The following is a 23936-nucleotide window of genomic DNA, read 5'->3' as shown; positions in this document are numbered from 1 at the left end:
GCCAGCACCCTCCCAGTACCCGTCCGCGCCAAGCGGTAGCCCCCCCCTTTCAAACCCCACAAGCGCCTATCCGACAGACCAATATTGTCAAGTCACGTAATCTGCATCGGCACCTCGCCTTTACTTGCCTGGTATTTTGTACACCTGTACGCCGGCCGCCGTCAGCAGGTAGGCGTACTGGTCGCTTATGAGCACCTGCTGCACGCCGGCCAGCGGCAGCGGCAGGGCACGCTCGGTGAGGTTGTAGAGGTGGAAAAAGCGTAGCTCGCCGGCCGGCCCCAGGTAGTAGAGTTCGTCGGCGCGGAAGCCCACGTAGCTCAGGCCCGGTAGCGGCAGCTTCTTGCGGAAGTTGCCCAGGTTATCGAACACATACACGCCCCCTATCCTATCCACCAAGTACAAGTTGTTCTGGTACTCGCGCAGAAACCGAAAATCGGGCCGCGAGCGGCCAATCAGGATATCGAGCGGCGTGGTAATAGTGAACCGCTTCTGGGTGGCGTCGAACTGCCGCAGTGTCAGGTCCGATTCGTTGAAGAGCCAGTATCGGTCGTCGGGGGCCAGCGTGACAACGCGGGCCTGGCCGTCGAGCAGCTGGGGCAAGGGCAACTCGCTGATGGGCGACAAAAACCGGTCGAGCAGCAGCACCTGCTGGCGGTCATCATAAAAAACCAGGATTTTGGCGGTATTCCAAGCCTCTACCTGCATTACGTGGCCGGGCAACGGCGGGGCATACACGTTCAGCGCCTCGCCCTCAGGGCCAAACTGGCGCAGGTTGTTCTGGCGGTCGGTTACGTAGAGGTTACCGCGCCTGTCCAGCGAGGCCGCGCCCGGCTGGGGCAGCGCCACACTGCGCACCAACTGCCATCCCCCGGCTGCGCCGGTTGTGTCGGGGAGCAGGCGCAGCACGGGCGCAGCCTGCCCCGCCGGGGCTACCGAGCCGGCTGGCGGTGCGGTGGTTTGGGCGGCAGCAGGAAGTGAGAAGTGCGAAGCGAGAAACGAGACAAGGAAGAAGCGAACAAAAATGCCTGTCATCCTGAGCGGAGCGAAGGAACTGGGGAGAAGGTGATTTATGGGGTGGGATACCTTCTTAACAGGTCCTTCGCTCCGCTCAGGATGACAGGTTAAATTCTCACTTCTCGCCTCTAACCTCTCAGTTCTCAGTTCCAGCTTCTCACCTCTCCGCGCTAACTTCTCACTTCTCATATTCCCGTAACGCCAGTTGCTGCCCATCATACACGCCGTAGGTGCAATAATTGACCCATTCGCCGAGGTTGATGTAGCGGCTGCCGGGGGCTACTTCCACATCCAAAGGCAGGTGGCGGTGGCCGAACACATAGTACTCGTGCGGGAACTGCTGCTGCATCTCGCGGCAATAGGTCAGCAGCCACTCGTCGTCGCCCAGGAAGTGGTCATCGGAGGGGCCGTTTTGCAGGCGGCTGTGGCGGCTCCAGCGGTTGGCCAGCCCGATGCCGAAGTTGGGGTGCAGCCGCGCAAACAGCCATTGGGCCACCGGCGAGGCAAATACTTTCTTCAGCACTTTATAGGTGTGGTCGCCGGGACCGAGCCCGTCGCCGTGGCCGATATGGAACTGGTGCCCACCGATGCGCTGGCTGACCGGGTGGCGCAGCACGGGGATATTGAGCTCCTCGGTGAAGTAGTCGAACATCCACATATCGTGGTTGCCGGTGAAGAAGGTAACCGGTAAACCCGCATCAGTCAGCTCGGCCAGCTTGCCCTGCAGGCGCGTGAAGCCCCGCGGAATAGCATGGCGGTATTCAAACCAGAAATCGAAGATGTCGCCCAGCAGGTAGATGGCGGCTGCGTCGCGGGCCACCTCATCGAGCCAGCGCACAATGCGCTTTTCCCGCTCGCGCGAGCGGGCGGCATCGGGGGCACCAAGGTGAAAATCGGAGGCAAAGTACACCCGGCGGCCGGGCGGCAGAGCCAGATCAGGTAGTTGGAGCGGGCGCGTCATCCAGTAGAAACAGTGCTAAGCGGCGCGGGCCGTGGGCCCCGAGTACCAGCGTTTTTTCGATATCGGCTGTGCGGCTGGGCCCCGAGGTCAGGGAAATCATTGACGGTAGCTTCCCGGGGCCGTATTTGGTTTGCATTAGCTGCAGCGCGTCGCCAATGTCGGCCACTACCTGCGAGGTGCGGGCCAGCACCAGGTGCTGATCGGGGTAGATGCTGAGCCGCCGGCCGCTGGTTGTGGCCCCCGATACCAGAATGCTGCCAGTACGGGCCACCAAGGCCTCACAGCTCGTCAGGCCCGCATCGGCATGCTCCCGGAAACCATCCTCATCCCCCTGAAAAACCAGGTCGCCGGCGTGCAGCAGCTTCTTTAGCTCCGGCTCCCACACATACAGATTTTCCAGCTGCTGCTCCTTCTTATACAGGAAGAGCTGATCGTAGAAGTGCTCCTCCGATTCGCAGTAGTAAAACGCCCCGCCTACCCGCACAAAACTCTGGGCAAAGGCCACGGCCAGATCATCAGAAGCGGCGGGCTTAGGGTGTAGCGGAGCCGCGAAATCGGGCCGGGGCGCAGGTGCCGGGCCGGGCGTCTGCAGGGCCTCGCGGATGCGGCGTAGAACAAGGTCACGGGAGCTTTCGGCCATGCAGCAAAGGTACGCGGGTTTCGTTTGCAGAAAACACAGCCGAAACCCGCCGCGGGAATCGGGGCCGCCTACTGCCCCACTACGAGAATCGGAACTGACCCCACTGGTTGATGCAGATAGCAACTTATAAAATTCGGGCGTACGCCAACTGCCTACTTGCGGCCTGCAACCACAATAGGGGCCATAAGTGCTGGCGGAACCCCATCTAACCAGCTGAACCGTAGCAGGCTTGCCGGGATAGTGGCACCTTTTTGGTATTTCCACCATCGAACCCATCCTTTAATCCCGCCATGCACAACACGCCCGCCGTCAGCTACCATGCCCCGACCGCGCCGGCCACCCAGTATCTCCCGGCCACCGAAGCAGATTTCCAGGACTGGTTACAGGACCTGCTGCCCGGCGTGCGAACGGCGCTGGCTCATCAGGGTTTCGAGAAGATTCGCACGCTGAAACCATTTCAGCAGTTTCTGCAGGAGCGAGCCGAATAACCAGCATACTCCTCCCGTATTATCAGAAATATACCTCTTTAGAAAGCACAAAAAAAGCCCGCTGCCAGATACTGGCAGCGGGCTTTTTTTGTGCTTTCGCTGTAGGCTACATGGGGGTTACAGCTGAGCCCGCAGGCCCGGTAGAAGCACCACCGGCTACATCCCCATTTTGATCCAAACCGGGCAGATTCAACTCGGGCAGATCATTATCCAGGGCTACGGGATGTTCCTGCTTCCGCTCACTCAGGGTTTCCGAGCGGTCGGTGCCGGCCATGTGGGCTTGGTAGCTCGTTTGGGTGTCATAAGGACGGGGTCCCACGAGGCGCAACAGGTCATCCTGCAGCAGCACTTCCTTTTCCAGCAGCTCCTTGGCAATTACCTCCAACTCGTGGCGGCGTTCAGTGAGCAGCTCTTTGGTCCGGACGTATGCTTGGCTGATGATGGCACGAACCTCCTCGTCGATCATCTGAGAGGTGGCTTCCGAGTAAGGCTTGTTGAAACCGTACTGGTCCTGACCCTTCGAGTCATAGAACGACACGTTGCCGAGCTTCTCGTTCATGCCGTACATGGTCACGATGCTGTAGGCCGTTTTCGTGATGCGCTCCAAGTCGCTCAGCGCGCCGGTCGAAATCTTACCGAACACCAACTCTTCGGCAGCACGGCCGCCCAGCGTCATGCACATTTCGTCCATGAGCTGCTCGGTGTTGTAGAGGAACTGCTCGCGGGGCAGGTACTGCGCGTAGCCCAATGCCGCCACGCCGCGGGGCACGATGCTCACCTTCACCAACGGGTCGGCGTGCTCCAGAAACCAGCCGGCTACGGCGTGGCCGGCCTCGTGGTAAGCAACAATACGCTTTTCGCCGGGGCTGATGATTTTGTTTTTCTTCTCGAGGCCACCAATTACACGGTCAACGGCATCGGTGAAGTCCTGCATGGTCACCATCTTCTTGTCGCGGCGGGCGGCAATTAGGGCGGCTTCGTTGCAGACGTTAGCAATTTCGGCACCGGCAAAACCGGGCGTCATAGCCGCCAGCTTGCGGTCATCCACATCGGGGCCCAGTGTGAGGGGCTTGAGGTGGACGCTGAAAATCTGGGTACGGCCGTTGATGTCGGGCTTGTCGATGCTGATCTGGCGGTCGAAGCGGCCAGGCCGGAGCAGGGCCGAGTCGAGCGTGTCGGGGCGGTTGGTAGCGGCCAGGATGATAACCCCCGAGTCGGTGCCGAAGCCGTCCATTTCTACCAGCAGCGAGTTGAGCGTGTTTTCGCGCTCATCGTTGCCGCCGGGCGTGTTGCCGCGGCTGCGGCTACGGCCGATGGCGTCAATTTCATCAATGAAGATGATACACGGCGCCTTCAGCTTGGCCTGCTTGAACAGGTCGCGCACCCGGGCAGCGCCCACGCCCACGAACATCTCTACGAAGTCGGAGCCCGAGAGCGAGAAGAACGGCACGTCGGCTTCGCCGGCTACGGCTTTGGCCAGCAATGTTTTGCCAGTGCCGGGAGGGCCTACCAGCAAAGCACCTTTCGGGATTTTGCCGCCGAGTACAGTGAACTTCGAGGGGTTCTTGAGGAACTCCACGATTTCTTCTACTTCCTCTTTGGCTTCTTCGAGGCCGGCTACGTCTTTGAACGTGATTTTCACCTTGTCGCCCCCCTCAAACAGGGCAGCGCGGCTCTTACCGATGTTGAAAATCTGGCCGCCGGGTCCGCCCGCGCCACTCATGCGACGCATCAGGAACCAGAAGCCCACGAAGAGCAGAATCATGAAGCCCCACGTACCGAGGAAGTCGCCGAAGCCACGCTCCTCCGATACCTTCAGGCCAACTTGGCGGTCGGTGGGCAGGGTAGCCTGCAACTTATCGAGGTCTTCCTTGAATACTTTGCCTTCGACTACCCGGAACGCGAACTGCGGGCCGGCAGTCGAAACGCCCGCCCCGGGCAAAGCCAGTGGGCTGCGCTGGGTGGTGAGACGGCTCTTGTATTCGGGTTTCTGCAGGGCCTCTTTTTTCAAGGTTACCTGCACCTCCCGGTCATTCACCAGGGCCACGTCGGCTACGTCGCCGGCCGTAAGCATCTGCTCAAAATCGCGCTGCTTGATTTCTACCAACCGGTTACCACCGGATAAGTAGACCATCCCGAGGATGAGCAACACCAACCCGGAGAGGACCCACAACTGCATACCGGGCTTGGGAGCCGGACTAGGCAGGGGGGATTTTTTCTTTTTGGGCGTCGTATCAGACATGAATTGCTAAGTAATTATGGCGTACAGAATGAGGTAAGCAGCAAATGAACGGCGGCAAGTAGAACTCCGGTATTTGAGCTGGCATAAACCCGCCAACTCAAAGAACCTTTCCTCCCTTAGCACCACTCTTTCGTTGCCAGCCTAATGACACTGCAACCCCCCTTTTAGTTTGCCGCGGCAGACGCTTCTTCTTCCACGTACGTGATGTTGGCATCGCCCCACAACTCTTCGAGTGCGTAGAACTGGCGACGGTCGCGCAGAAAAATGTGCACAACCACATCAACGTAGTCGAGCAGCACCCACTCGCGGTTGGTGCGGCCTTCGGTCTGCCAGGGATTCTGGCCGATGAGTTTTTCCACTTCTTCTTCCACCGAGCGGGCAATTGCCTCGATCTGGGTGTCGGAAGAAGCCGAACAAATAATAAAATAATCGGCTACGGCATTCTTGAGCTCTCTGAGGTCGAGCACCACGATATCGGACGCTTTCTTCTCCTGCATGCCGCTCACGACAATTTCTGCCAACTTGTCCGAATCCTGTCGAACTGAGGTACTTTTCATAGGGTCTTGGTAGGTTTGACTAGCACAAAGTACGAAAAACAGATGGCGGCACTTTCCCCCCAAACGCTCTTCACGGGCCAACAGCTTGTCTGGCTGCCCGAATGCGGCTCCACTAACTCGGAAGCACAAGCACTGATAGGCGAAAACCGGGCCACGGATGGCTGCTGCGTGGTTACCGACAAACAGACCGCCGGCCGGGGCCAGCGGGGCAACCAATGGGAGGCCGCGCCCGGCGAAAACCTGACGCTATCGGTGGTCTGGAAGCCGCTGTTTCTGCCCGCCGCCGACCAGTTCCTGCTCAGCCAGGCCGTAGCCCTAGCCCTGCACGACTGGCTTAGCGCGCTGCTCGGCCCCACGCCCGCCCTCCGCGTGAAGTGGCCCAACGACCTGTATTACGGCGCGCAGAAGCTGGGCGGTATTCTCATCGAGAACACGCTCAACGGCTCAAAGATTCAGTATAGCGTTGTCGGTATTGGCCTCAATATCAACCAGCAGCAGTTTGGGATACCTACCGCCACTTCGCTTGGTTGCCTTACGGGTCGCACGTACCAGCTGGCCCCGCTGGCCGAGCGCCTGCTCGAATGCCTGGAGCGCCGCTACCTGCAACTGCGGGCCGGCCGGGTGCGCGAATTGCGCACGGAATACCTGGCCGTACTTTACCGCTTCGGAGAAATGCATACCTATGAAGCCGACGGCCAGCACCTGCACGGCCGCATTGTGGGTCTGGATGAGGCGGGCCGGCTGGCACTGGAAACCGGCGGGCAGGTACGCCATTTTGACCTGAAGCAGATTCGGTACCTGTAGCGTGTTCTGCCACAAGCCGGCCCACGGCTATCCATCAGGTAGCACAGTCGATAATTTTTACGCAGCCATACGACTACAAACCAACTATTTACGTAACTTGAATCCCAAAGCGTTAAACCGCAGGCAACTTGCATACTCCAAGATGTATCTCCCCATTGCTTGCCAGTCCTGGCAGGGTGGGCACGGTAGTTGCAAATTACCGCTCTGGCTACCCGAAACACCTTTTTTCTGGTCCCGTCCTGCCTCTCTTTCGCTACAGCTTTACTGAATGTCATGAAATTTACGCCTCGCTTCTTCACCTTTTTGTTTCTGCTGTTGTGGCAGTTGCCGCTGCTGGCCGCCGCCAGCTACGTACCGCGCACAGCAGCCGCTAAACAGGCCCCGGCCGTCGGGTTGCCCACGCTGGCTGCCCGCATGCTGACGCCTACGTTTTCGCTGGCCCCAAACCCGGCCCACGGCCAGGTTACGCTTTCGATGAGCCAGTTTGCCGTGGGCACTGAGTACCGGCTACGCCTGAGCAACATCATTGGCCGCGAGGTACGCACAGTAGCCCTGCGCCCCGAAGCAGCCGACCGTGGCATGGCTCTGAACTTAGCTGACCTGCCTTCTGGCATGTATTTCTACAGCCTGCTGCAAAACGACAAGGTGGTTTCGACCAAGCGGCTGGTGCTGCAGAACTAGGTTTTCCAGGTCTCCCCATCTACAACGAACTACCAAGCCCTCGCCCCTACCGGCGGGGGTTTTGTGTTTTGGGCTGGTTCGGTTTATCAGTTGCGGAAGGGTGAATCCGGGAGTTGGTTGAAGCTGGGGCAGGCATTGGTTGATTTAGGCATGCGGCTCGGTACTTATTGGCTACTTTTGAACTTTCGCTGACTGCTTTCCCGATTTCCCCGCCCTTTTGCAAGCGGCGGTCCTCTCTCACTACCTATATGCGGAGTTACAAAAGCCTGAATAACCTCGTGGGCTGGCTGGTATTTGCCCTGGCCACCGTCGTTTTCCTGATGACCCTGGAGCCCACGGCTTCGTTCTGGGACTGCGGCGAGTTCATTGCCTGCTCGTATAAGCTGCTGGTGCCGCACCCGCCCGGCGCGCCCACGTTCCTGCTGCTGGGCCGGTTGTTCTCCATGCTCAGCTTCGGCGACGTCACCAAGGTATCGGTGCTGGTGAATGCGCTGTCGGCGCTCAGCTCCTCGTTCACGGTGCTGTTCCTGTTCTGGATCATCACAATGCTCGCCAAAAAGCTCGTGCTGCACCGCCCCGGCATGCACGACGACCGGCAACTGGAGCCCACTTTCGGGCAAACGCTGCTGATTATGGGCGCTGGCGCAGTGGGCGCCTTGGCTTATGCTTTCTCCGATTCGTTCTGGTTCAATGCCGAGGAAGCCGAGGTATATGCCATGTCGTCGCTCTGCACGGCCGCCGTGGTGTGGCTGATGCTGAAGTGGGAAAACCGCGCCGACGAGTCTGATTCGGACCGTTGGCTGGTGCTCATTGCCTACGTTATTGGTTTGAGCATCGGGGTTCACTTGCTCAACCTGCTGGCTATTCCGGCGTTGGGCTTCATTTATTACTACCGCCGTACTCAGAACCCTACCCTGTGGGGCGGGGTAGCCACGCTGGCTATCAGCAGCGTGATTGTAGGCCTGATTCTGGCCGGCATCATTCCGGGCCTGCCCACACTGGCGGGCGCGTTCGAGGTGTTCTTCGTGAACACCGTAGGCCTGCCCTTCAACTGGGGCATTATCATCTTCCTGCTGCTATTCGTGGGCCTCATCTGGTTCGGATTCCGGCAGTCGTTCCAGCGGCGCAGCCGGCTGCTGAACACCGTGATGCTGAGCTTCATGTTCATTCTGATCGGTTATTCGAGCTACCTGATTGTTCCCATCCGTAGCTCCTACCACCCCACCATCAACGAAAACAACCCCGAGGACGTGCTCTCGTTTGTGAGCTACCTCAAGCGCGAGCAATACGGCGACCGGCCCCTGCTCTATGGCCCCCAGCTCAACGCTCAGCCTATTGCCCAAACAGAAGGCGCGCCGCGCTACGTGCGCCAGGGCGACAAGTACGTGGTAGCCGAATACCGCCCGGTGCTGGAATACCGCTCCGAGGACAAAATGCTGATTCCGCGCATCTACAGTCCCGACCCGCTGCACGTGTACAACTACCAGAAGTGGGTGGACGTGCAGAAGGACGTGAAGCCGACCATGGGCCAGAACCTGGCCTTCCTGTTCCGTTACCAGATGGGCCACATGTTCTGGCGCTACTTTATGTGGAACTACGTGGGCCGCGAGGGCGACCTGCAGCAATCGGGCATCCTGTGGGGCAGCGCCGACGGCAACGGTTTGCCGGAGCGCGTGGCCGACAGCCCGGCCCGCAACGCCTTCTTTGCGCTGCCGCTGATGCTGGGTTTGCTGGGCCTCTTCTTCCACATCCGCCGCGACGGCCGCAACGCCTTCATTGTGGGCCTGCTGTTCCTGTTCACGGGCCTGGCCATTGTGTTCTACCTTAACCAGCCGCCCATCGAGCCCCGCGAGCGGGACTACACGTTTGCAGGCGCCACGTTTGCCTTCGCCATCTGGATTGGCCTGGGCGTGCTGGCGCTGGCCGAACTGCTACAATCCGTTATTAAAGCCGATGCCACCCGGGCCGGCGTGGTAACGCTGGCGGGCCTGGTGGTACCCGGCCTTATGGTCACGCAGGGCTGGGACGACCACGACCGCTCCGACCGCTACCTGTCGGTTGATTCGGCTAAGAACCTGCTGAACTCCTGCGCCCCCAACGCCATCCTGTTCACCAACGGCGACAACGATACTTTCCCGCTCTGGTACGCCCAGGAAGTGGAAGGCGTGCGCACCGATGTGCGCGTGGCCGTACTTAGCTACCTGAATACCGACTGGTACATCGACCAAATGAAGCGCCGCTCCTACAAGTCGGCTCCGCTGCCGGTTTCGATGGACAATAAAGACTACAAGCAGGGCACCAACGACTACCTGCCCTACGCCGAAAACCCGGCCGTACCCGCCGTGGATGTGCGCCAGTTTATGCAGCTGGTGAAGGCCAACAGCCCCCTGCTGCAGGTAAGCTACGGCGACGGCAAAAACCTACTCTCCTTCCCCTCGCGCAACTTCTACCTACCTATTGATACCGCTGCCGTGGCTAAGTCGGGCATCATTCCGGCCAGCCGGCGCAAGCAACTGGTGCCACAAATGGACTGGAGCGTGGGCAAAAGCGCCATCGAAAAGAAGAGTCTGTTCATCCTCGACATTCTGGCCACCAACAACTGGGAGCGGCCGGTGTACTTTTCGAGCACCGTCGACTCGCGCGACTTTATGGGCCTGCAGCCCTACTTCCAGCTCGAAGGCATGGCCTACCGCATTCTGCCCGCCCGCAACCCCGACTACGACGCCAAAACCGGTGCCGCCGACGAAGGCTACGTGCAAACAGACCTGATGTACGAGAAGCTGATGAAGACCTTCGCCTACCGCGGCCTCGATAACGACGGTATTTTCTACGACGAAAACAACCTGCGCTTCCCGGCCAACTACCGCGACAAATTCTCGCGTCTGGCCGACGCGCTGCTCATCCAGGGCGATAAGGCGCGGGCCAAGCAAGTGCTCAACAAGGCGTTCGAGGTGATGCCCGACAAGGCTGTTCCCTACGACTACTATGTGCCCCAGTTCATCCCGGCGCTTATTGTGGTGGGCGAAACCCAGCGGGCCAACGAAATCATGGATACCATGACCGACCGCGCCGAGCGCGGCCTGGCCTACTACAGCACCCACAACCAGGCGCTCTTCGACCAGGAATTCCAGACCTACCTGATGACGCTCAACAGCATTGGCCGCGCCGCCGAGGAAATCGGCGACCAGAAACGGGCCGAGCGCGCCATCCGGCTGTTGCAGCAGTACTACAATCCGCGCCAATAGTGCACGGTTTTTGAGCGCCGAAGCCGGCTCCGGGAACGGGGCCGGCTTTTTCGCGTAAAATTGGGTTGTCTGAGCCTTCCTTTACGTCGCTTATCTATCCACTCTCCTCCATTCACTAGTATGAGAAACCTGGCCTCCCTGCTACTACTATTCCTGGTGTTGCTTGCGGCGGGGCCGCTGCAAGCCGCCCCGCGCCGCGACTTTGCCAACCAGTACCAGCCAAGGCGTACTGTTGAGGTAGATACCCGCCGTGAGGGCGACAGCCTGCGGGTGTACCTGCGGTTTCCGAACCGCATCGCACAGCGACGCCGGGTACCGCTGCGCGTGATGGGCTGGATTGATTTTGATGCCCGCAGGCCCCTTTGGCAGGACACCGTGCGCGGGGCCGCCCGCCGCCTGCGCCCCGATGGCGACGTGGACCGCCTGAGCTTCGCGCTGCCGATAAGCCGTCTGGTATCGGGGCATGCGCTGAGCGTGGCCTTCGGAGACGCCGAGGATGCCATGGGCGGCGACGCGGCCTGGCTGCGCCTCACGCCGGAAAACCTCAACCGCAGCTTTATTTTTATCGATTCGCTGAGCCGGCCGCTAATGCGCCGCTACGTGCGGGCCCGGGAGGTATTCGGGGTTGATGCCTACGCCCCCGGCCAGACATTGAATGCCTACCGCTACCCGCTCAGCTCGCTGGCCGCCGCCCCGCCCATGGCCACCAGCAACACTTTGGGCCAGCAACCCCGCACCCTGGGCCTCCAGGATTCGGCCCGCTTCAATGCCGACCAGCTGCTACGGCTGCCCGCCGGCCTGTACCTACTGCGCCTGGGCAACCGGGGGCCAAGCCAGGGCCTACTGGTAGAGGAAAACCGCTTCCCGCAGCTCACCTCGGCCGATGAGTTGATTGCCCCATTGATTTACGTTTCGACTTCGGAGGAGCGGCAGAAGCTTTTTGATGCGCCCGACCCCAAGAAGGCGGTGGATTATTTCTGGCTTGGCGTGGCCAGCGACGACCAGGATAAGGCCCGCCAGCTGATTCGCCAGTTTTATGGGCGAGTAGTAGTGGCCAATACCATTTTTTCGGCCCACAAAGCCGGCTGGCTCACCGACCGGGGCATGCTCTACCAGATACTGGGCGCGCCTGAAACCGTGTACCGCAGCGGCAACGAGGAGCGGTGGGTGTACCGCGGCTACCAAAGCTTGAATACCATCTTCGTCTTCCGCGCCAAACCCAGTATCTTTGCGCCCGACAACTACGAACTGGTGCGCCGTCCCGAGCATGAATTTCTCTGGTATGCCGCCGTGGAGCTATGGAGAAAAGGACTAATCGCCCAGCCCGGCCGGTAACCGAACGCCGCCAATATTTCGACTCGCAGAACCGCCCTGTGCCCAACCGCCGCACCCCGCGCGAGGACCAGGGCCGCGACGGCAGCCGCTCCGACGAGGCCCCGCGCTTCGAGCGCAGCCGCGCCGATGACGGCCGAAACGACGAGCAGTTTGGCGAGCCCCGCCGCCGCGACGAAGAGCCGCGCCCCGAAGGCCGGCGCGACGAGAACCGCCGGGAAGAAGGCCGCTGGAGTGAGGGTGGCAGCCGGGAAGAAGGCCGCCGGCCGGCCTCTTCCTCGTCTTCTGACAAGCCCCGCTACCCCCACCGCCCGCCCCAGGACCGCAGCATCGACATGATCTTCGGGTTGCGCCCGATTCTGGAGGCGCTGAGCGCGGGCCGCACGCTGGACAAGATATTTCTGCTGCGCGCCACCAAAAACTCCATGACCCAGGACATCAATGCCCTGGCCCGCGAGGCCAGCGTGCCCGTGTCGATGGTGCCGGTGGAGAAGCTCGACAACATCACCCGCAAAAACCACCAGGGTGCAGTAGCCTTTGTGTCGCCGATTGACTACATGCCGCTGGACAATATTCTGGCTGGCTTGTATGAAGAAGGCAAAACGCCCTTATTGCTGGTGCTCGACCGGATTACCGACGTGCGCAACTTCGGCTCGATTGCCCGGAATGCTGAGTGCTTAGGCGTGCATGCCATTGTGGTGCCCAGCCACGGCGCGGCCCAGATCAACGGCGACGCCCTCAAAACCTCGGCCGGCGCCCTCAACCTGATTCCCGTGTGCCGCGAGCATAACCTTAAGCAAACCCTCACGTTCCTGCGCGAATCGGGCGTGCAGGTGGTGGCCTGTACCGAAAAGTCGGACGCCAGCCTGGAAGCCGAAACAGTGGACCTGACCGGCCCGCTGGCCATTCTGATGGGCTCGGAGGAAGACGGCATCAGCCCCGAGTACCTGCGCCTCGCCGACCATAAGCTCCGCATCCCGATGGCCGGCCAGATCAGCTCCCTCAACGTGTCGGTTGCCAGCGGTATTATGCTGTATGAGGTGCTCCGGCAGCGGCTGGGGGCAGTTAAGGAATAAAACAGAAGTAAAGAAGCCAGGCTGTCATCCTGAGCAGCGCGCAGGACCTATAGAAAAGCTAATCTTGACCGGATAGCTTCTTTGTAGGTCCTTTGCGCTGCTCAGGATGACAGCCTGGCTTCTTTACTTCTCAACTCAGCAACCCCGCCTGCTTGGCAGCGGCTATTAATTGGGGCGCGTTTTTGAGTGTGGCGGCTACGAAGCGTTTACCCGACTCCTTTACCTCATCCCGGCTTACTTCCCGCACGTCTTCGCGCACGAATTCACTTAGCTGCCGGAAGGCCTCGCGGAGCGCCTGATGCCGGGGCCGCTCGGCCCGCAGCTGTTCCTGCACCAGGGCCAGCTGCTCGCGGATTTTCTCGCGGCGCGAGCTGAATACCGAGTTGTGGCCGACGTGGGGCCGGATGTGCTCGACCAACTCCAGCAGCGGGCGCAGGCGGTGGGTACCAGCCAGGGCGGCATCGGCCAGATGGTCGCGCTTGCGTAGTGTGGCAGAGTCGGGCATGAAAGCGGTAGAGCGAGGATGTTTATTAGGGGCTAAAATAAGCGAAAACCGGGCTTTAGATGGGTCATTGGGTTGGCTCGTACGTATGTCGCTTAGTGGCTCGTGCCTATCTTATGGCCGCAAAGCCTGGCTGACCTGATCGGCCGGGCTGGTTTTCTTTTTTCTCTTACCCCCCACCCCATGACTAAAATCAAGGTAGCCAATCCGGTAGTTGAGCTCGATGGCGATGAGATGACCCGCATCATCTGGAAATTCATCAAGGACAAGCTCATCACGCCGTACCTCGACCTCGATATCAAGTACTACGATCTGGGCATCGAGTACCGCGACGAAACCAACGACCAGGTAACCATTGACGCCGCTAACGCCATCAAGCAGTACGGCGTGGGCATCAAGTGCGCCACCATCACCCCCGACGAGGAGCGTGTGGTGGAGTTCGGCCTTAAGCAGATGTGGAAGTCGCCCAACGGTACCATCCGCAACATTCTGGACGGCACCGTATTCCGCGAGCCGATTGTGATGAGCAACGTGCCCCGCCTCGTACCCAACTGGACGGCCCCCATCTGCATCGGCCGCCACGCGTTCGGCGACCAGTATCGGGCTACCGATTTCGTAACCAAGGGCAAGGGCAAGCTCACCGTCAGCTTCCAGCCCGAAGACGGCGGCGAAGCGCAGTCGTTTGAGGTGTACAACTTCAAAGGCGACGGCGTAGCGCTGGCCATGTACAACACCGACGAATCCATCCGTGGTTTCGCGCACGCCTGCTTCAACCAAGCCCTAAGCAAAGGCTGGCCGCTGTACCTGAGCACCAAGAACACCATCCTCAAGAAGTATGATGGTCGCTTCAAGGATATCTTCCAGGAGATTTACGAGCAGGACTACATCGCCAAGTTCAAAGAAGCCGGCATCACCTACGAGCACCGGCTGATTGACGACATGGTGGCCTCGGCCCTGAAATGGCACGGCAACTTCGTGTGGGCCTGCAAAAACTACGACGGCGACGTGCAGAGTGACACCGTGGCTCAGGGCTTCGGCTCGCTGGGTCTGATGACGTCGGTACTGGTAACGCCCGACGGCGGCACGATGGAGGCCGAGGCCGCCCACGGCACCGTAACGCGCCACTACCGCGACCATCAGAAAGGCAAGCCCACGAGCACCAACCCCATTGCCAGCATCTTCGCCTGGACCCGTGGTTTGGAGTTTCGTGGCAAGCTCGACAACAACCAGGAAATCATCGACTTCTGCCACGCGCTGGAAGCCGTCTGCATCGAAACCGTGGAAAGCGGCAAGATGACCAAGGACCTGGCCGTCTGCATCCACGGCAACAAAGTGGAGCATGGCCGCGACTACCTCTACACCGAGGAGTTCCTGGCCGCGCTGGACGAAAATCTGAAAGCAAAGCTGGCCAAGTAGCGCTTAGTTATTAGTTGTTAGCGCATGGAAAAGCCTGTTATCCAAGCAACGGATAACAGGCTTTTCCATGCGCTAACAACTAATAACTAAGCGCTGAAATCAATTGTATCCGTTGCCCTTCTTCGATTTCACGTCGGCCACAAAATCCTTGACACGTTGCTCCTCGGTGCGCTTGCAGATGAGCAGCACATTGTCGTACTCGGCCACGATGTAGCCTTCGAGGCCCTGCACTACTACCAAGCGCTCGGGCGGGGTCTTGATGACGCATTCGCGGGTGTCATAGAGCAGGGCGTTGCCGTCGACCACATTCTCGTCGGCGTCGTGCTGGCCCATGCGGTGTAGCGAGTCCCAGGTACCCAGGTCGCTCCAGCCGAAGTCGGCCGGCAGCACGTACACGTTGTCGGCCTTTTCCATCACGCCGTAATCGATGCTGATATTGCGGCAAAGGCTATAGGCGCGGGTGATGAACTCCTCCTCGGCGGGCGTGCCGAGCTGCTCAGTGCCCTCGTCGAACACCTCGGCAATGTCGCTCAGGTACTGGTGGAAAGCCTGCACAATGGCATCGGCCCGCCACACAAACAGGCCCGAATTCCAGAGAAACTCGCCGCTGCTCACAAACATCTGCGCCAGCTCGGCATTAGGCTTTTCAGTGAAAGTCTTCACTTTGCGCAGCTCCTTCGGAAACGAACCATCGGCGTGGCCGGGCATGGTTTGTATCTGCTCAGGCTGCACTGCGTCATCGATGAACTGGATATAGCCGTAGCCGGTATCGGGGCGCGAGGGCTGGATGCCGAGCGTAATGAGCACGTTGTGGGTGCGGGCCCCGTCGAGAGCGGTGCGGATGGTCGCGCGGAACTTCTCCTCGTGCATCACGGCGTGGTCGGCGGGCGTTACCACAATCACGGCCTCGGGGTCGAGGCGGGCAATGCGGTAGCTGGCGTAGGCGATGCAGGGAGCTGTGTTGCGGCCGATGGGCTCGCCCAGAATCTGGCTGGCAGCCAGTTCGGGCAGGTGTTGCTGCACCAGCTCAATATAGTCGCGGTTGGTAACCACGAACACGTTTTCAGGCGGGCAGACACCCACAAAACGGTCTACGGTGAGCTGCAGCATGGAGCGGCCCAGGCCCAGCACATCGTGGAACTGCTTAGGGTGATGGGTGCGGCTGAAGGGCCAGAAGCGGCTGCCGATGCCGCCGGCCATCACCACTAGATAGGTATGTTGGTCCATGGAGTCAAGCTTGTTTTCCGGTAAGTTAGGGCTAGGGAAAAGAACGTCATTCTGAGCGAAGCAGAGTGCAGTCAGAATGACGTCCTATAACCTCTACACCAAGCCCTCGCGCAGCAAATCGTGCAGGTGAATGAATCCGCTGAAGCGGCCCTGCTCGGTTACCAGCAGTTGGGTGATGTTGCGGGCCTGCATGCGGGCCAGGGCCTCCACCGCGAAATCGTCTACATCGACCGTAACGGGGCTGGGCGTGAGGATGTCGCGGGCCGTTACGGCGTCGAGTCGGTTGGCGTGGTCGGTGAGCATGCGGCGCAGGTCCCCGTCGGTGATGATGCCCACCAGCTCGCCACCATCGTCGGACAGCACGGCGGTGGCACCGAGGCGCTTGCCCGATATTTCGAGGATGATGTCGCGCAACGGGGCCGATTCGGTTACCTGCGGTTGCTGGTTCTGCCGGCTCATGTCGCCCACTTTCAGGTAGAGCTGCTTGCCCAGCGTACCACCCGGGTGCAGGTTAGCAAAATCGTGGCGCGAGAAGTCGCGGCTTTCGAGCAGGCATACGGCCAGCGCGTCGCCCAGAGCCAACGCGGCGGTGGTACTGGTGGTGGGCGCCAGGTTGTGAGGACAGGCTTCGCGGGTTACCGGCGCATGTAGAATAAAGTCAGCCTGCTGGGCCAGGTAGGAGTCGGCGTTGCTGACCAGCGCGGCCAGCGGCACATCTTTTCGCTTGAGCAGCGGCACGAGCACCTTTATTTCAGGCGTGTCGCCCGATTTGCTGATGGCAATGACGAAATCATCGGCCTGAATCATGCCCAGGTCGCCGTGGATGGCGTCGGCGGCGTGCATGAACAGGGCGGGCGTGCCGGTCGAGTTGAAAGTAGCCACCATTTTGCCCGCAATGTGGGCGCTCTTGCCAATGCCCGTGACGACTACGCGGCCACGGCGGGCCAGAATTGCTTCTACGCATTGTGCAAAATCGGGCCGTTCGTCGAGGGCCGCGGCAACACCGGCAATGGCTTCCGCTTCAAGCTGAAGCACTTTTTTTGCGATGCGATGGAGTTCGGTTGGCAGTTTCAATCTAAATTTGATAGTGCGGTTCGAAATCGGGGCCGGAACGAGGGGAAGAATTGGCCGCGGCCGGCCTCGCCGTTTCGCCTGCCCGGCCTCAAATCCCGGTAAAATCCTTAGATTGAGGAAACGGCCCGAAAAAGCCGTTGCCTCAAGTCTATCAACTAATTAGTGTAAGTGCGGATGTCGATGTCAGTGATAACCCCCGAAGTCCAGCAACCAGCTGATTTGAAGGGCAAGTTAAAGGAAGTTTTTGGCTACGGACAGTTCCGCGGCGTGCAGGAGGATATCATCAACAACGTTATTGCCGGCCACAATACCTTCGTTATTATGCCCACCGGGGCCGGCAAAAGCCTGTGCTACCAACTGCCAGCGTTGGTACTGCCGGGCACGGCCATCGTTATCTCGCCGCTCATCGCCCTGATGAAAAACCAGGTCGACCAGCTCAACGCGTTCGGCGTGAATGCCCAGTTTCTGAACTCGACGCTGAGCAAGTCGGAGATGAACCGGGTGAAGCGCGACGTGATTAGCGGCGAAGTGCGGCTGCTGTACGTGGCGCCCGAGAGCCTGACCAAGGACGAAACCATTGAGTTTCTCAACAAGGCTACCATCAGCTTCGTGGCCATTGATGAGGCCCACTGCATTTCGGAGTGGGGCCACGATTTCCGGCCCGAGTACCGCAAAATCCGCGGCATCATCGACAACCTTGGCTCCGGCGTGCCCATTATCGCCCTCACGGCCACGGCCACGCCCAAGGTGCAGCAGGACATCCAGAAAAACCTGCAGATGGATGATGCCTCAGTGTTCAAAACCAGCTTCAACCGCACCAACCTCTACTACGAGGTGCGGCCCAAGCACAACACCAAAAAGCAGCTGATTCAGTATGTGAAGCAGCACAAGGACCAGGCGGGCATTGTGTACTGCCTGAGCCGGAAGAAGGTGGAGGAAATTGCCGAGCTGCTGCGCGTGAACGATGTGCGCGCCCGCCCCTACCACGCCGGCCTCGACCCGCAGGTGCGCATGGCCAACCAGGATGCGTTTCTGCACGAAGAGTGCGACGTGATTGTGGCCACCATCGCCTTCGGTATGGGCATCGACAAGCCTGATGTGCGCTTCGTGATTCACTACGACACGCCCAAGAGCATTGAGGGCTACTACCAGGAGACCGGGCGCGGCGGCCGCGACGGCATGGACGGCGACTGCCTGATGTTTTACAGCTACGACGACATCGTGAAGCTGGAGAAGTTCAACAAGGACAAGCCCGTAACCGAGCGCGACAACGGCAAGCAGCTACTGCAGGAAATGGCTAATTACGCCGATTCGGCGGTGTGCCGACGCAAGCAGCTACTGCACTATTTCGGCGAGGTGTACGCCACCGACTGCGGTTTCTGCGACAACTGCCGCCACCCGCGCGAGCGGTTCGAGGCCCGCGACGAGGTGCTACTGGCCTTGAAGGCGGTGGTGCAGACCGACGAGCGGTTCGGCCTCGACCACATCGGCACGGTGCTCATGGGCATGTCGAATCCGCACGTCATCAGCTACGCCCACAACCAGCTGCCGATTTATGGGCAGGGCAAGGACCACGACGCCCAGTTCTGGCACTCGCTGCTGCGGCAGGCTATGCTTAGTGGGCTGCTGGCCAAGGATGTGGAAAATTTTGGCGTAATTCGGATTACCCAGAAGGGCCTGGATTTCATCGAAAAGCCGCACTCCATGAAACTCACCAAAGACCACAACTACGACGAGGAAGTAAAGGAAGAACAGCAGCAGGAAGACGTGCAGCTGGCCGCCGGCCACGATGAGGCGCTGTTCGAGATGCTCAAGGCACTGCGCAAGAAGGTGGCCAACCAGAAGAACCTGCCGCCCTACGTGCTGTTCCAGGACCCTTCGCTGAAGGAAATGGCCACCACCTTCCCCACCAGGCAGGAGGAGCTGGCCCACGTATCGGGCGTGGGGCAGGGCAAAGCCCAGAAGTTCGGCGAGCCCTTCCTGACGCTCATCAAGCAATACGTGGAGGACAACGACATCACGACGGCCGCCGACGTGGTGGTGAAGTCGGCCGTCAACAAGTCGAAAATCAAGATTTACATCATCCAGCAGATCGATAAGAAGATGGACCTGGAAGAAATTGCCTCTTCCAAGGGCCTCGATATGCGGGAGCTGATGGAGGAAATCGAGCACATCTGCTACTCGGGCACCAAGCTCAACTTGGGCTACTACATCAACGGCGTCCTCGACCAGAGCCGCCAGGAGGATATTTACGACTACTTCATGACGGCCAGCACCGACAACATTGCCGTGGCCTTGAAGGAACTCGGCACCGACGACTACACGGAAGAAGATTTGCGCCTGATGCGCATCAAGTTTCTGAGCGAAGTAGCGAATTAAGGAGGCGAATCGGACAACCGCAACGCAATCCGGCTGTCATCCTGAGCCTGCGAAAGATCTATCGAAAAGTTGCTATCTAATGTTAGCTTCTCTATAGGTCCTTCGCAGGCTCAGGATGACAGCCGGATTTTTTACTCCTCCATCGTCCGCTTCACGAAGTTGGGGCGGCGGGTGGTTTTGAGGTTGATGCGGTAGATGTACTCACCCACAATACCCAACCCCAGCATAATGAGGCCCACGCCGAAGCCGATAGAGATGATGAGCGAAGGGAAGCCGAGCAGGTAGTCGTCGTAGAGCATCTTACGCCCCAGCACGTAGGCCGAGTAGGCGCTGGTGACCAGAAACACGAGTACCGAAAGGGCCGTGAGCAGGCGGATTGGCAGGTTGGAGAAGGTAACGAAGATATTGAGCGAGAAGGCCAGCAGCTTGCCCAGCGTGTAGCCGCTACTACCGGCTGCGCGGGGCTGGTGCGCTACCGGCACGCTGGCCACATGCGTGGTTATCCAGGTCAGGTAGCCGTCGAGGAAGGTGTGGGAGTTGCGCATGTCGAGGCAGGCGCGGGCAGTATCAGCCTTCAGCAGCCGGAAAGCCGAGTAGTGCGGGTGCAGATCGGGGATGCCAGCCCGCAGCAGCCGGCGCATGGCCCGCGAAGCCAAGTTGCGGAAGCGCGAATGCCGCAGCTCCTGGGGCATGCCATATACCACGTCGAAATTGCCCTGCTGCTGCCGCGCAATCAGTTGCGCAATATCGGCGGGGCGGTGCTGCAAATCCTCATCGAGGGTGATAATAAAACGCCCCTGCGCCTCGCCAAAACCGCACAACAGGGCGTTGTGCTGCCCGAAATTGCGCGTCAGGTGTACCGCCCGCACCAGCTCCGGCCCATATTGCGCCTGCAGCGCCCGGATAACGGCCCAGGAGCCATCGGGCCCGCAGTCGTACACGAAGATGAGTTCGAACGAGCGGTTGGTGCCGGTAAAAAAAGCGTGGAGCTGCGCCGTGAGGGTCGCCAGCGTATCTTGGCCCTGGTAAACGGGCACTACCACCGAGTAGTCGAGCATGCCAGCAAAGTTAACAACTGGTAGTCAGGGTTTGTCGATTGGTGGTAGGCCACTGTTAGCAGCCGTTAAGCTCGACTGGTTGCCCATTCACTTACCATCGGAAGCTTTGGAATGGCCAACTGTCTTACGGCCACCTGTCTTACGGCCACCTGTTCTTAGCTGCCTATGATGCTTCAAAGCATGCGGCTCATTGCTGGCCTGGGCCAGCAATACTATCATTCGTGACTGGCAGAAAGCGGTGCGAGAGGCAACCCGTACATTTGCCGCGGCACCCGGTTTTCGTTTCAACCAGACCAACATTTTCTCTGGTTGGACCCAGCATCTTACTTTTCGTTAACGGCTTACATGGATTCCATTATTCTAGGGATTAACTGCAGCGGCTTCCATTCTTCCGCCTGCCTGCTCTCGCCTTCGGGCCAAGTACAGGTAGCCATTGCAGAGGAGCGCCTGACGCGGGTAAAGCAGGACAAATCGTTTCCACGCCAGGCCATCCAGTATTGCTGCAAGGCAGCCGGTATTACGCTTCATGACGTAACAGACGCTTTTATTGGCTGGAATCCGGCACCTTACTTACTACAGCCCCGCCAGAACCTGGCAGAAGCCTTGCATAACCGAAGCAAACTGGCACAACTGACGCTCAATGAACTCGCGGCCTTGCACGGCGACGTGACTGGCTTGGAGCAGCAACTGCGGAGTGCCAGCGGCGGGCAGTTGCGGATTCACTATGTAGATCATCATCAAGCCCATCTAGCCAACGCATGGTGGCAGTCGGGCTATACGGCAGCCGACTTTTTCGTGGCCGACGGCTTTGGCGAAACAACCACCGGCTTGCTGGGCACCATCACAGCCTCGGGGGGCACACAGACACTGGCAGCCAATCGCACACCGCACTCCCTGGGCCTGTTTTACGCTGCCTTCACGCAGTACTTAGGATTCCGGCCCAACAGCGACGAATGGAAGGTGATGGCTTTAGCGGCTCAGGGCAATCCGGCCGTTCATTACGATGCTATCCGGGCGCTAATTCAGGTGCAAGACTTGCGCTACGAGTTGGATTTGCGCTATTTCGAGTTTTTCCTTCATTTCACCCCCTACTATTACTCACCCAAGCTGGAGGCATTGCTAGGCCCGGCTCGTCTCCCATCGGCCCCACTCACCCAGCATTATTACGATGTGGTAGCCGCCGTGCAGCAAGTAACCGAGGACGTAGTATTTGAGCTATTGCGTGCCCTGCATGCCCGCACCGGCCAGCCACGGCTGGTACTTGGCGGGGGCGTATTGATGAACTCCGTACTCAACGGCCGGCTCACACAACACACGCCCTACCAGGAGGTATTTATTGGAGGCACGCCCGACGACACGGGTATCAGCGTCGGGAGTGCACTTTACGGTCGGCACCAAGTACTGGGCCTGCCTGCAGCTCCGAGCGCGCCAGGACGGCACAATTTTTTTGGTCGCGAGTATTCTGTAGCCGAGTTGCGGGCAGAACTGGAGCGCCGCAAGGCTGCTTATGAACAGCCGGCCGATATAGCCGCCGCAACAGCCGCACTTCTGCACGCGGGCAGCATTGTGGGCTGGTTTCAGGGGGCTTCGGAACTGGGACAGCGCGCTCTAGGGCACCGTAGCATTCTAGCCGACCCGACCCGTGCTGACATGAAAGAGAAAGTTAATGCCAGCATCAAGTACCGGGAGGCTTTCCGGCCCTTTGCACCGGCCATGCCAGAAGACCGTCAGCACGAGTTCTTTGACCTGCCCGTGGGCGAAACGGCCTACTTTATGGAAAAAGTATTCCCGCTCCGGGCCGCCGCACAACTGGCGCTGCCCGCTATCAGCCACAACGACGGTAGCGCCCGGCTGCAAAGTGTGCGAACGGCAGACAATGCCGAGTTCTACCGTTTGCTTCTGCAGTTCGAGCAGCTTAGCGGCGTGCCAGTACTGCTAAATACTTCGTTCAACCTAAACGGCATGCCATTGGTAGAAACGCCGGCCGATGCGCTAGACTGCTACTTTCAGTCCGGCCTGGACGCGCTGGCACTAGGCCCCTTTCTACTTAAAAAGTCTTACTAGCTGAATTGCTGCTAATCAGTAAAGCCACCCCCAACAGATTGTCGGGAGTGGCTTTACTGATTAGCAGCAATTCAGCTACCAATAACTCTAGCAGTACTCTTCGAAAGCGCCCTGCAGGTTGTTTACAATACGCATCAGGTCGTTGCCTTCGATGTGGTAGCGCTCAATCATGTGCACCAGCTCGCCATCTTTAAACAGGGCAATGCAGGGGCTGCTGGGCGGGTAGGGCAACATGTGCTGGCGGGCCTGGGCCACAGCCTCCGACTCCATACCGGCAAACACGGTTACGAGCTTGGCCGGCTTCTTATCGGAGCTGGAAACGGCCATTTTAAGGGCCGGGCGGGCTTTGGAAGCGGCGCAGCCGCATACCGAGTTTATAGCAACCAGTACGGTGCCGCTGTCGGCCGACAGGGCCTGATCAACTTCTTCGGGGGTCATGAGTTGCTCAAAGCCGGCCTCGGTGAGGTCCTGACGGATGGGCGCAACCATGTATTCGGGGTAGGTGGCCATAGGTGAAAGCTAGGCGTTGGAAATAAACTTCTTCGGCGGACACATTGTCCGGCGGCGACGTAAAATTACGCAACTACCGCCGCATGGCCGCCGCCGGCAGTTGAAACCCCGGCCGGCCCTCAGAAGTTTACTATCCAATACGCTGTTGTGTCCGTCTGCGCCGCCTTATGACCTACAAAAACTTCCTCGACTCCCAGACCCAATCTGCCTTACCGTCTGGCCTCTCACCGCTGCTCCAAGCCCTGTGGTACGCCGGCCGCGACGAATGGTACAAGGCCCACGCCATTGCCCAGCAGCACGAAGACGCCCCGCTTTTCGACTGGCTCCACGCGTTTCTGCACCGCCAGCAGGGCGACCTAAACAACGCCACCTACTGGTACCGCCGCGCCGGCCGCTCCCAGTTCGACGGGTCGTTGCGCCACGAGTGGCAGGAAATGGTGAAAACGCAACTGCCTGCCTGATTTTTTGAGCTGTTAGCTACGCAGCACGACGTAGGGGCGGGGCTTAGCTGCGCTGTCCTTCGGTTGTCCCCGCCCCTACGTCGCAAAACTGCATGATACCCGTGTTCTACAAATGAGCGAGCGTTTTCACATCTACAGCACTATTGAGTCTTGACAAAAATCAATCTACAAGCAATTAATTCGCTCAATTAGCCATATTCAGCAT

Annotated in this window: 20 protein-coding genes; 10 read left to right on the top strand and 10 right to left on the bottom strand. The window is 59.5% G+C overall.

What is annotated here, in order from left to right:
- Positions 1 to 120: 120 nt before the first annotated feature.
- From HW554_RS07540 to HW554_RS07530, 3 genes are all read right to left on the bottom strand, one after another.
- Positions 121 to 1032: an NHL repeat-containing protein gene (locus HW554_RS07540; RefSeq protein ID WP_176907970.1), complete on the bottom strand. Its 912-nt coding sequence runs from the start codon at positions 1030 to 1032 to the stop codon at positions 121 to 123.
- Positions 1033 to 1192: 160 nt separating this feature from the next.
- Positions 1193 to 1975: a UDP-2,3-diacylglucosamine diphosphatase gene (locus HW554_RS07535; RefSeq protein ID WP_176907969.1), complete on the bottom strand. Its 783-nt coding sequence runs from the start codon at positions 1973 to 1975 to the stop codon at positions 1193 to 1195.
- Entirely contained in the window at positions 1950 to 2615 is a 666-nt protein-coding gene (locus HW554_RS07530) for a LutC/YkgG family protein (protein ID WP_176907968.1), read from the bottom strand. Before HW554_RS07530 ends, HW554_RS07535 begins: the two co-directional genes overlap by 26 nt.
- A 290-nt stretch (positions 2616 to 2905) precedes the next feature.
- Between HW554_RS07530 and HW554_RS07525 the strand changes: the two genes are divergently transcribed.
- On the top strand, positions 2906 to 3103 hold the full coding sequence (locus tag HW554_RS07525) for a hypothetical protein (RefSeq protein ID WP_176907967.1): 198 nt from the start codon (positions 2906 to 2908) through the stop codon (positions 3101 to 3103).
- 106 nt (positions 3104 to 3209) lie between these two features.
- Here HW554_RS07525 and ftsH read toward each other — a convergent pair whose 3' ends face one another.
- Entirely contained in the window at positions 3210 to 5345 is a 2136-nt protein-coding gene (gene ftsH, locus HW554_RS07520; protein WP_176907966.1) for an ATP-dependent zinc metalloprotease FtsH, read from the bottom strand.
- 164 nt (positions 5346 to 5509) lie between these two features.
- A complete protein-coding gene (gene rsfS, locus HW554_RS07515) occupies positions 5510 to 5902 on the bottom strand; it encodes a ribosome silencing factor (protein ID WP_176907965.1) in 393 nt (130 codons plus the stop codon).
- Between the two features lie 42 nt (positions 5903 to 5944).
- On the opposite strand from rsfS, the gene HW554_RS07510 reads away from it, so the two are divergent.
- From HW554_RS07510 to rlmB, 5 genes are all read left to right on the top strand, one after another.
- On the top strand, positions 5945 to 6706 hold the full coding sequence (locus tag HW554_RS07510) for a biotin--[acetyl-CoA-carboxylase] ligase (protein ID WP_176907964.1): 762 nt from the start codon (positions 5945 to 5947) through the stop codon (positions 6704 to 6706).
- Between the two features lie 273 nt (positions 6707 to 6979).
- Positions 6980 to 7387, top strand: coding sequence for a T9SS type A sorting domain-containing protein (locus tag HW554_RS07505; protein ID WP_176907963.1), 408 nt, complete (start codon positions 6980 to 6982; stop codon positions 7385 to 7387).
- Between the two features lie 248 nt (positions 7388 to 7635).
- Positions 7636 to 10632 carry a glycosyltransferase family 117 protein gene (locus tag HW554_RS07500; RefSeq protein WP_176907962.1) on the top strand — a complete coding sequence of 999 codons (2997 nt, stop codon included), beginning with the start codon at positions 7636 to 7638 and terminating at the stop codon, positions 10630 to 10632.
- A 120-nt stretch (positions 10633 to 10752) separates the two neighbouring features.
- The gene (locus HW554_RS07495) at positions 10753 to 11967 is read left to right on the top strand and encodes a GWxTD domain-containing protein (RefSeq protein ID WP_176907961.1); all 1215 of its coding nucleotides are present in this window, start codon (positions 10753 to 10755) and stop codon (positions 11965 to 11967) included.
- On the top strand, positions 11931 to 13040 hold the full coding sequence (rlmB, locus tag HW554_RS07490) for a 23S rRNA (guanosine(2251)-2'-O)-methyltransferase RlmB (RefSeq protein ID WP_246285145.1): 1110 nt from the start codon (positions 11931 to 11933) through the stop codon (positions 13038 to 13040). The genes HW554_RS07495 and rlmB overlap by 37 nt, the downstream gene beginning before the upstream one ends.
- Positions 13041 to 13170: 130 nt before the next feature.
- On the opposite strand, the gene HW554_RS07485 is transcribed toward rlmB, so the two are convergent.
- Positions 13171 to 13545 carry a hypothetical protein gene (locus HW554_RS07485; RefSeq protein WP_176907960.1) on the bottom strand — a complete coding sequence of 125 codons (375 nt, stop codon included), beginning with the start codon at positions 13543 to 13545 and terminating at the stop codon, positions 13171 to 13173.
- A 180-nt stretch (positions 13546 to 13725) separates the two neighbouring features.
- Here HW554_RS07485 and HW554_RS07480 point away from each other — a divergent pair, with 180 nt between their 5' ends.
- Complete coding sequence (locus HW554_RS07480; RefSeq protein ID WP_176907959.1) at positions 13726 to 14958, top strand: isocitrate dehydrogenase (NADP(+)); 1233 nt, start codon at positions 13726 to 13728, stop codon at positions 14956 to 14958.
- A gap of 99 nt (positions 14959 to 15057) precedes the next feature.
- On the opposite strand, the gene HW554_RS07475 is transcribed toward HW554_RS07480, so the two are convergent.
- A complete protein-coding gene (locus tag HW554_RS07475) occupies positions 15058 to 16185 on the bottom strand; it encodes a mannose-1-phosphate guanylyltransferase (protein WP_176907958.1) in 1128 nt (375 codons plus the stop codon).
- Between the two features lie 93 nt (positions 16186 to 16278).
- Entirely contained in the window at positions 16279 to 17259 is a 981-nt protein-coding gene (locus tag HW554_RS07470) for a KpsF/GutQ family sugar-phosphate isomerase (protein ID WP_218134633.1), read from the bottom strand.
- A gap of 180 nt (positions 17260 to 17439) precedes the next feature.
- On the opposite strand from HW554_RS07470, the gene recQ reads away from it, so the two are divergent.
- On the top strand, positions 17440 to 19638 hold the full coding sequence (gene recQ, locus HW554_RS07465; protein WP_176907956.1) for a DNA helicase RecQ: 2199 nt from the start codon (positions 17440 to 17442) through the stop codon (positions 19636 to 19638).
- Positions 19639 to 19769: 131 nt separating this feature from the next.
- Here recQ and HW554_RS07460 read toward each other — a convergent pair whose 3' ends face one another.
- Positions 19770 to 20696, bottom strand: a complete 927-nt coding sequence (locus HW554_RS07460) for a glycosyltransferase family 2 protein (RefSeq protein WP_176907955.1) — start codon at positions 20694 to 20696, stop codon at positions 19770 to 19772.
- A 345-nt stretch (positions 20697 to 21041) separates the two neighbouring features.
- Between HW554_RS07460 and HW554_RS07455 the strand changes: the two genes are divergently transcribed.
- A complete protein-coding gene (locus HW554_RS07455) occupies positions 21042 to 22760 on the top strand; it encodes a carbamoyltransferase family protein (protein WP_176907954.1) in 1719 nt (572 codons plus the stop codon).
- Positions 22761 to 22847: 87 nt separating this feature from the next.
- Here HW554_RS07455 and HW554_RS07450 read toward each other — a convergent pair whose 3' ends face one another.
- Complete coding sequence (locus HW554_RS07450; protein WP_176907953.1) at positions 22848 to 23270, bottom strand: BrxA/BrxB family bacilliredoxin; 423 nt, start codon at positions 23268 to 23270, stop codon at positions 22848 to 22850.
- A gap of 167 nt (positions 23271 to 23437) precedes the next feature.
- Here HW554_RS07450 and HW554_RS07445 point away from each other — a divergent pair, with 167 nt between their 5' ends.
- The gene (locus HW554_RS07445; RefSeq protein WP_176907952.1) at positions 23438 to 23731 is read left to right on the top strand and encodes a hypothetical protein; all 294 of its coding nucleotides are present in this window, start codon (positions 23438 to 23440) and stop codon (positions 23729 to 23731) included.
- Positions 23732 to 23936: the final 205 nt, after the last annotated feature.

Origin of the sequence: Hymenobacter lapidiphilus (assembly GCF_013377885.1) — a bacterium.
GTDB classification, from domain to species: domain Bacteria; phylum Bacteroidota; class Bacteroidia; order Cytophagales; family Hymenobacteraceae; genus Hymenobacter; species Hymenobacter lapidiphilus.
The sequence above is the reverse complement of the archived record's forward strand: the minus strand, read 5'-3'. Positions and strand labels throughout refer to the sequence as shown.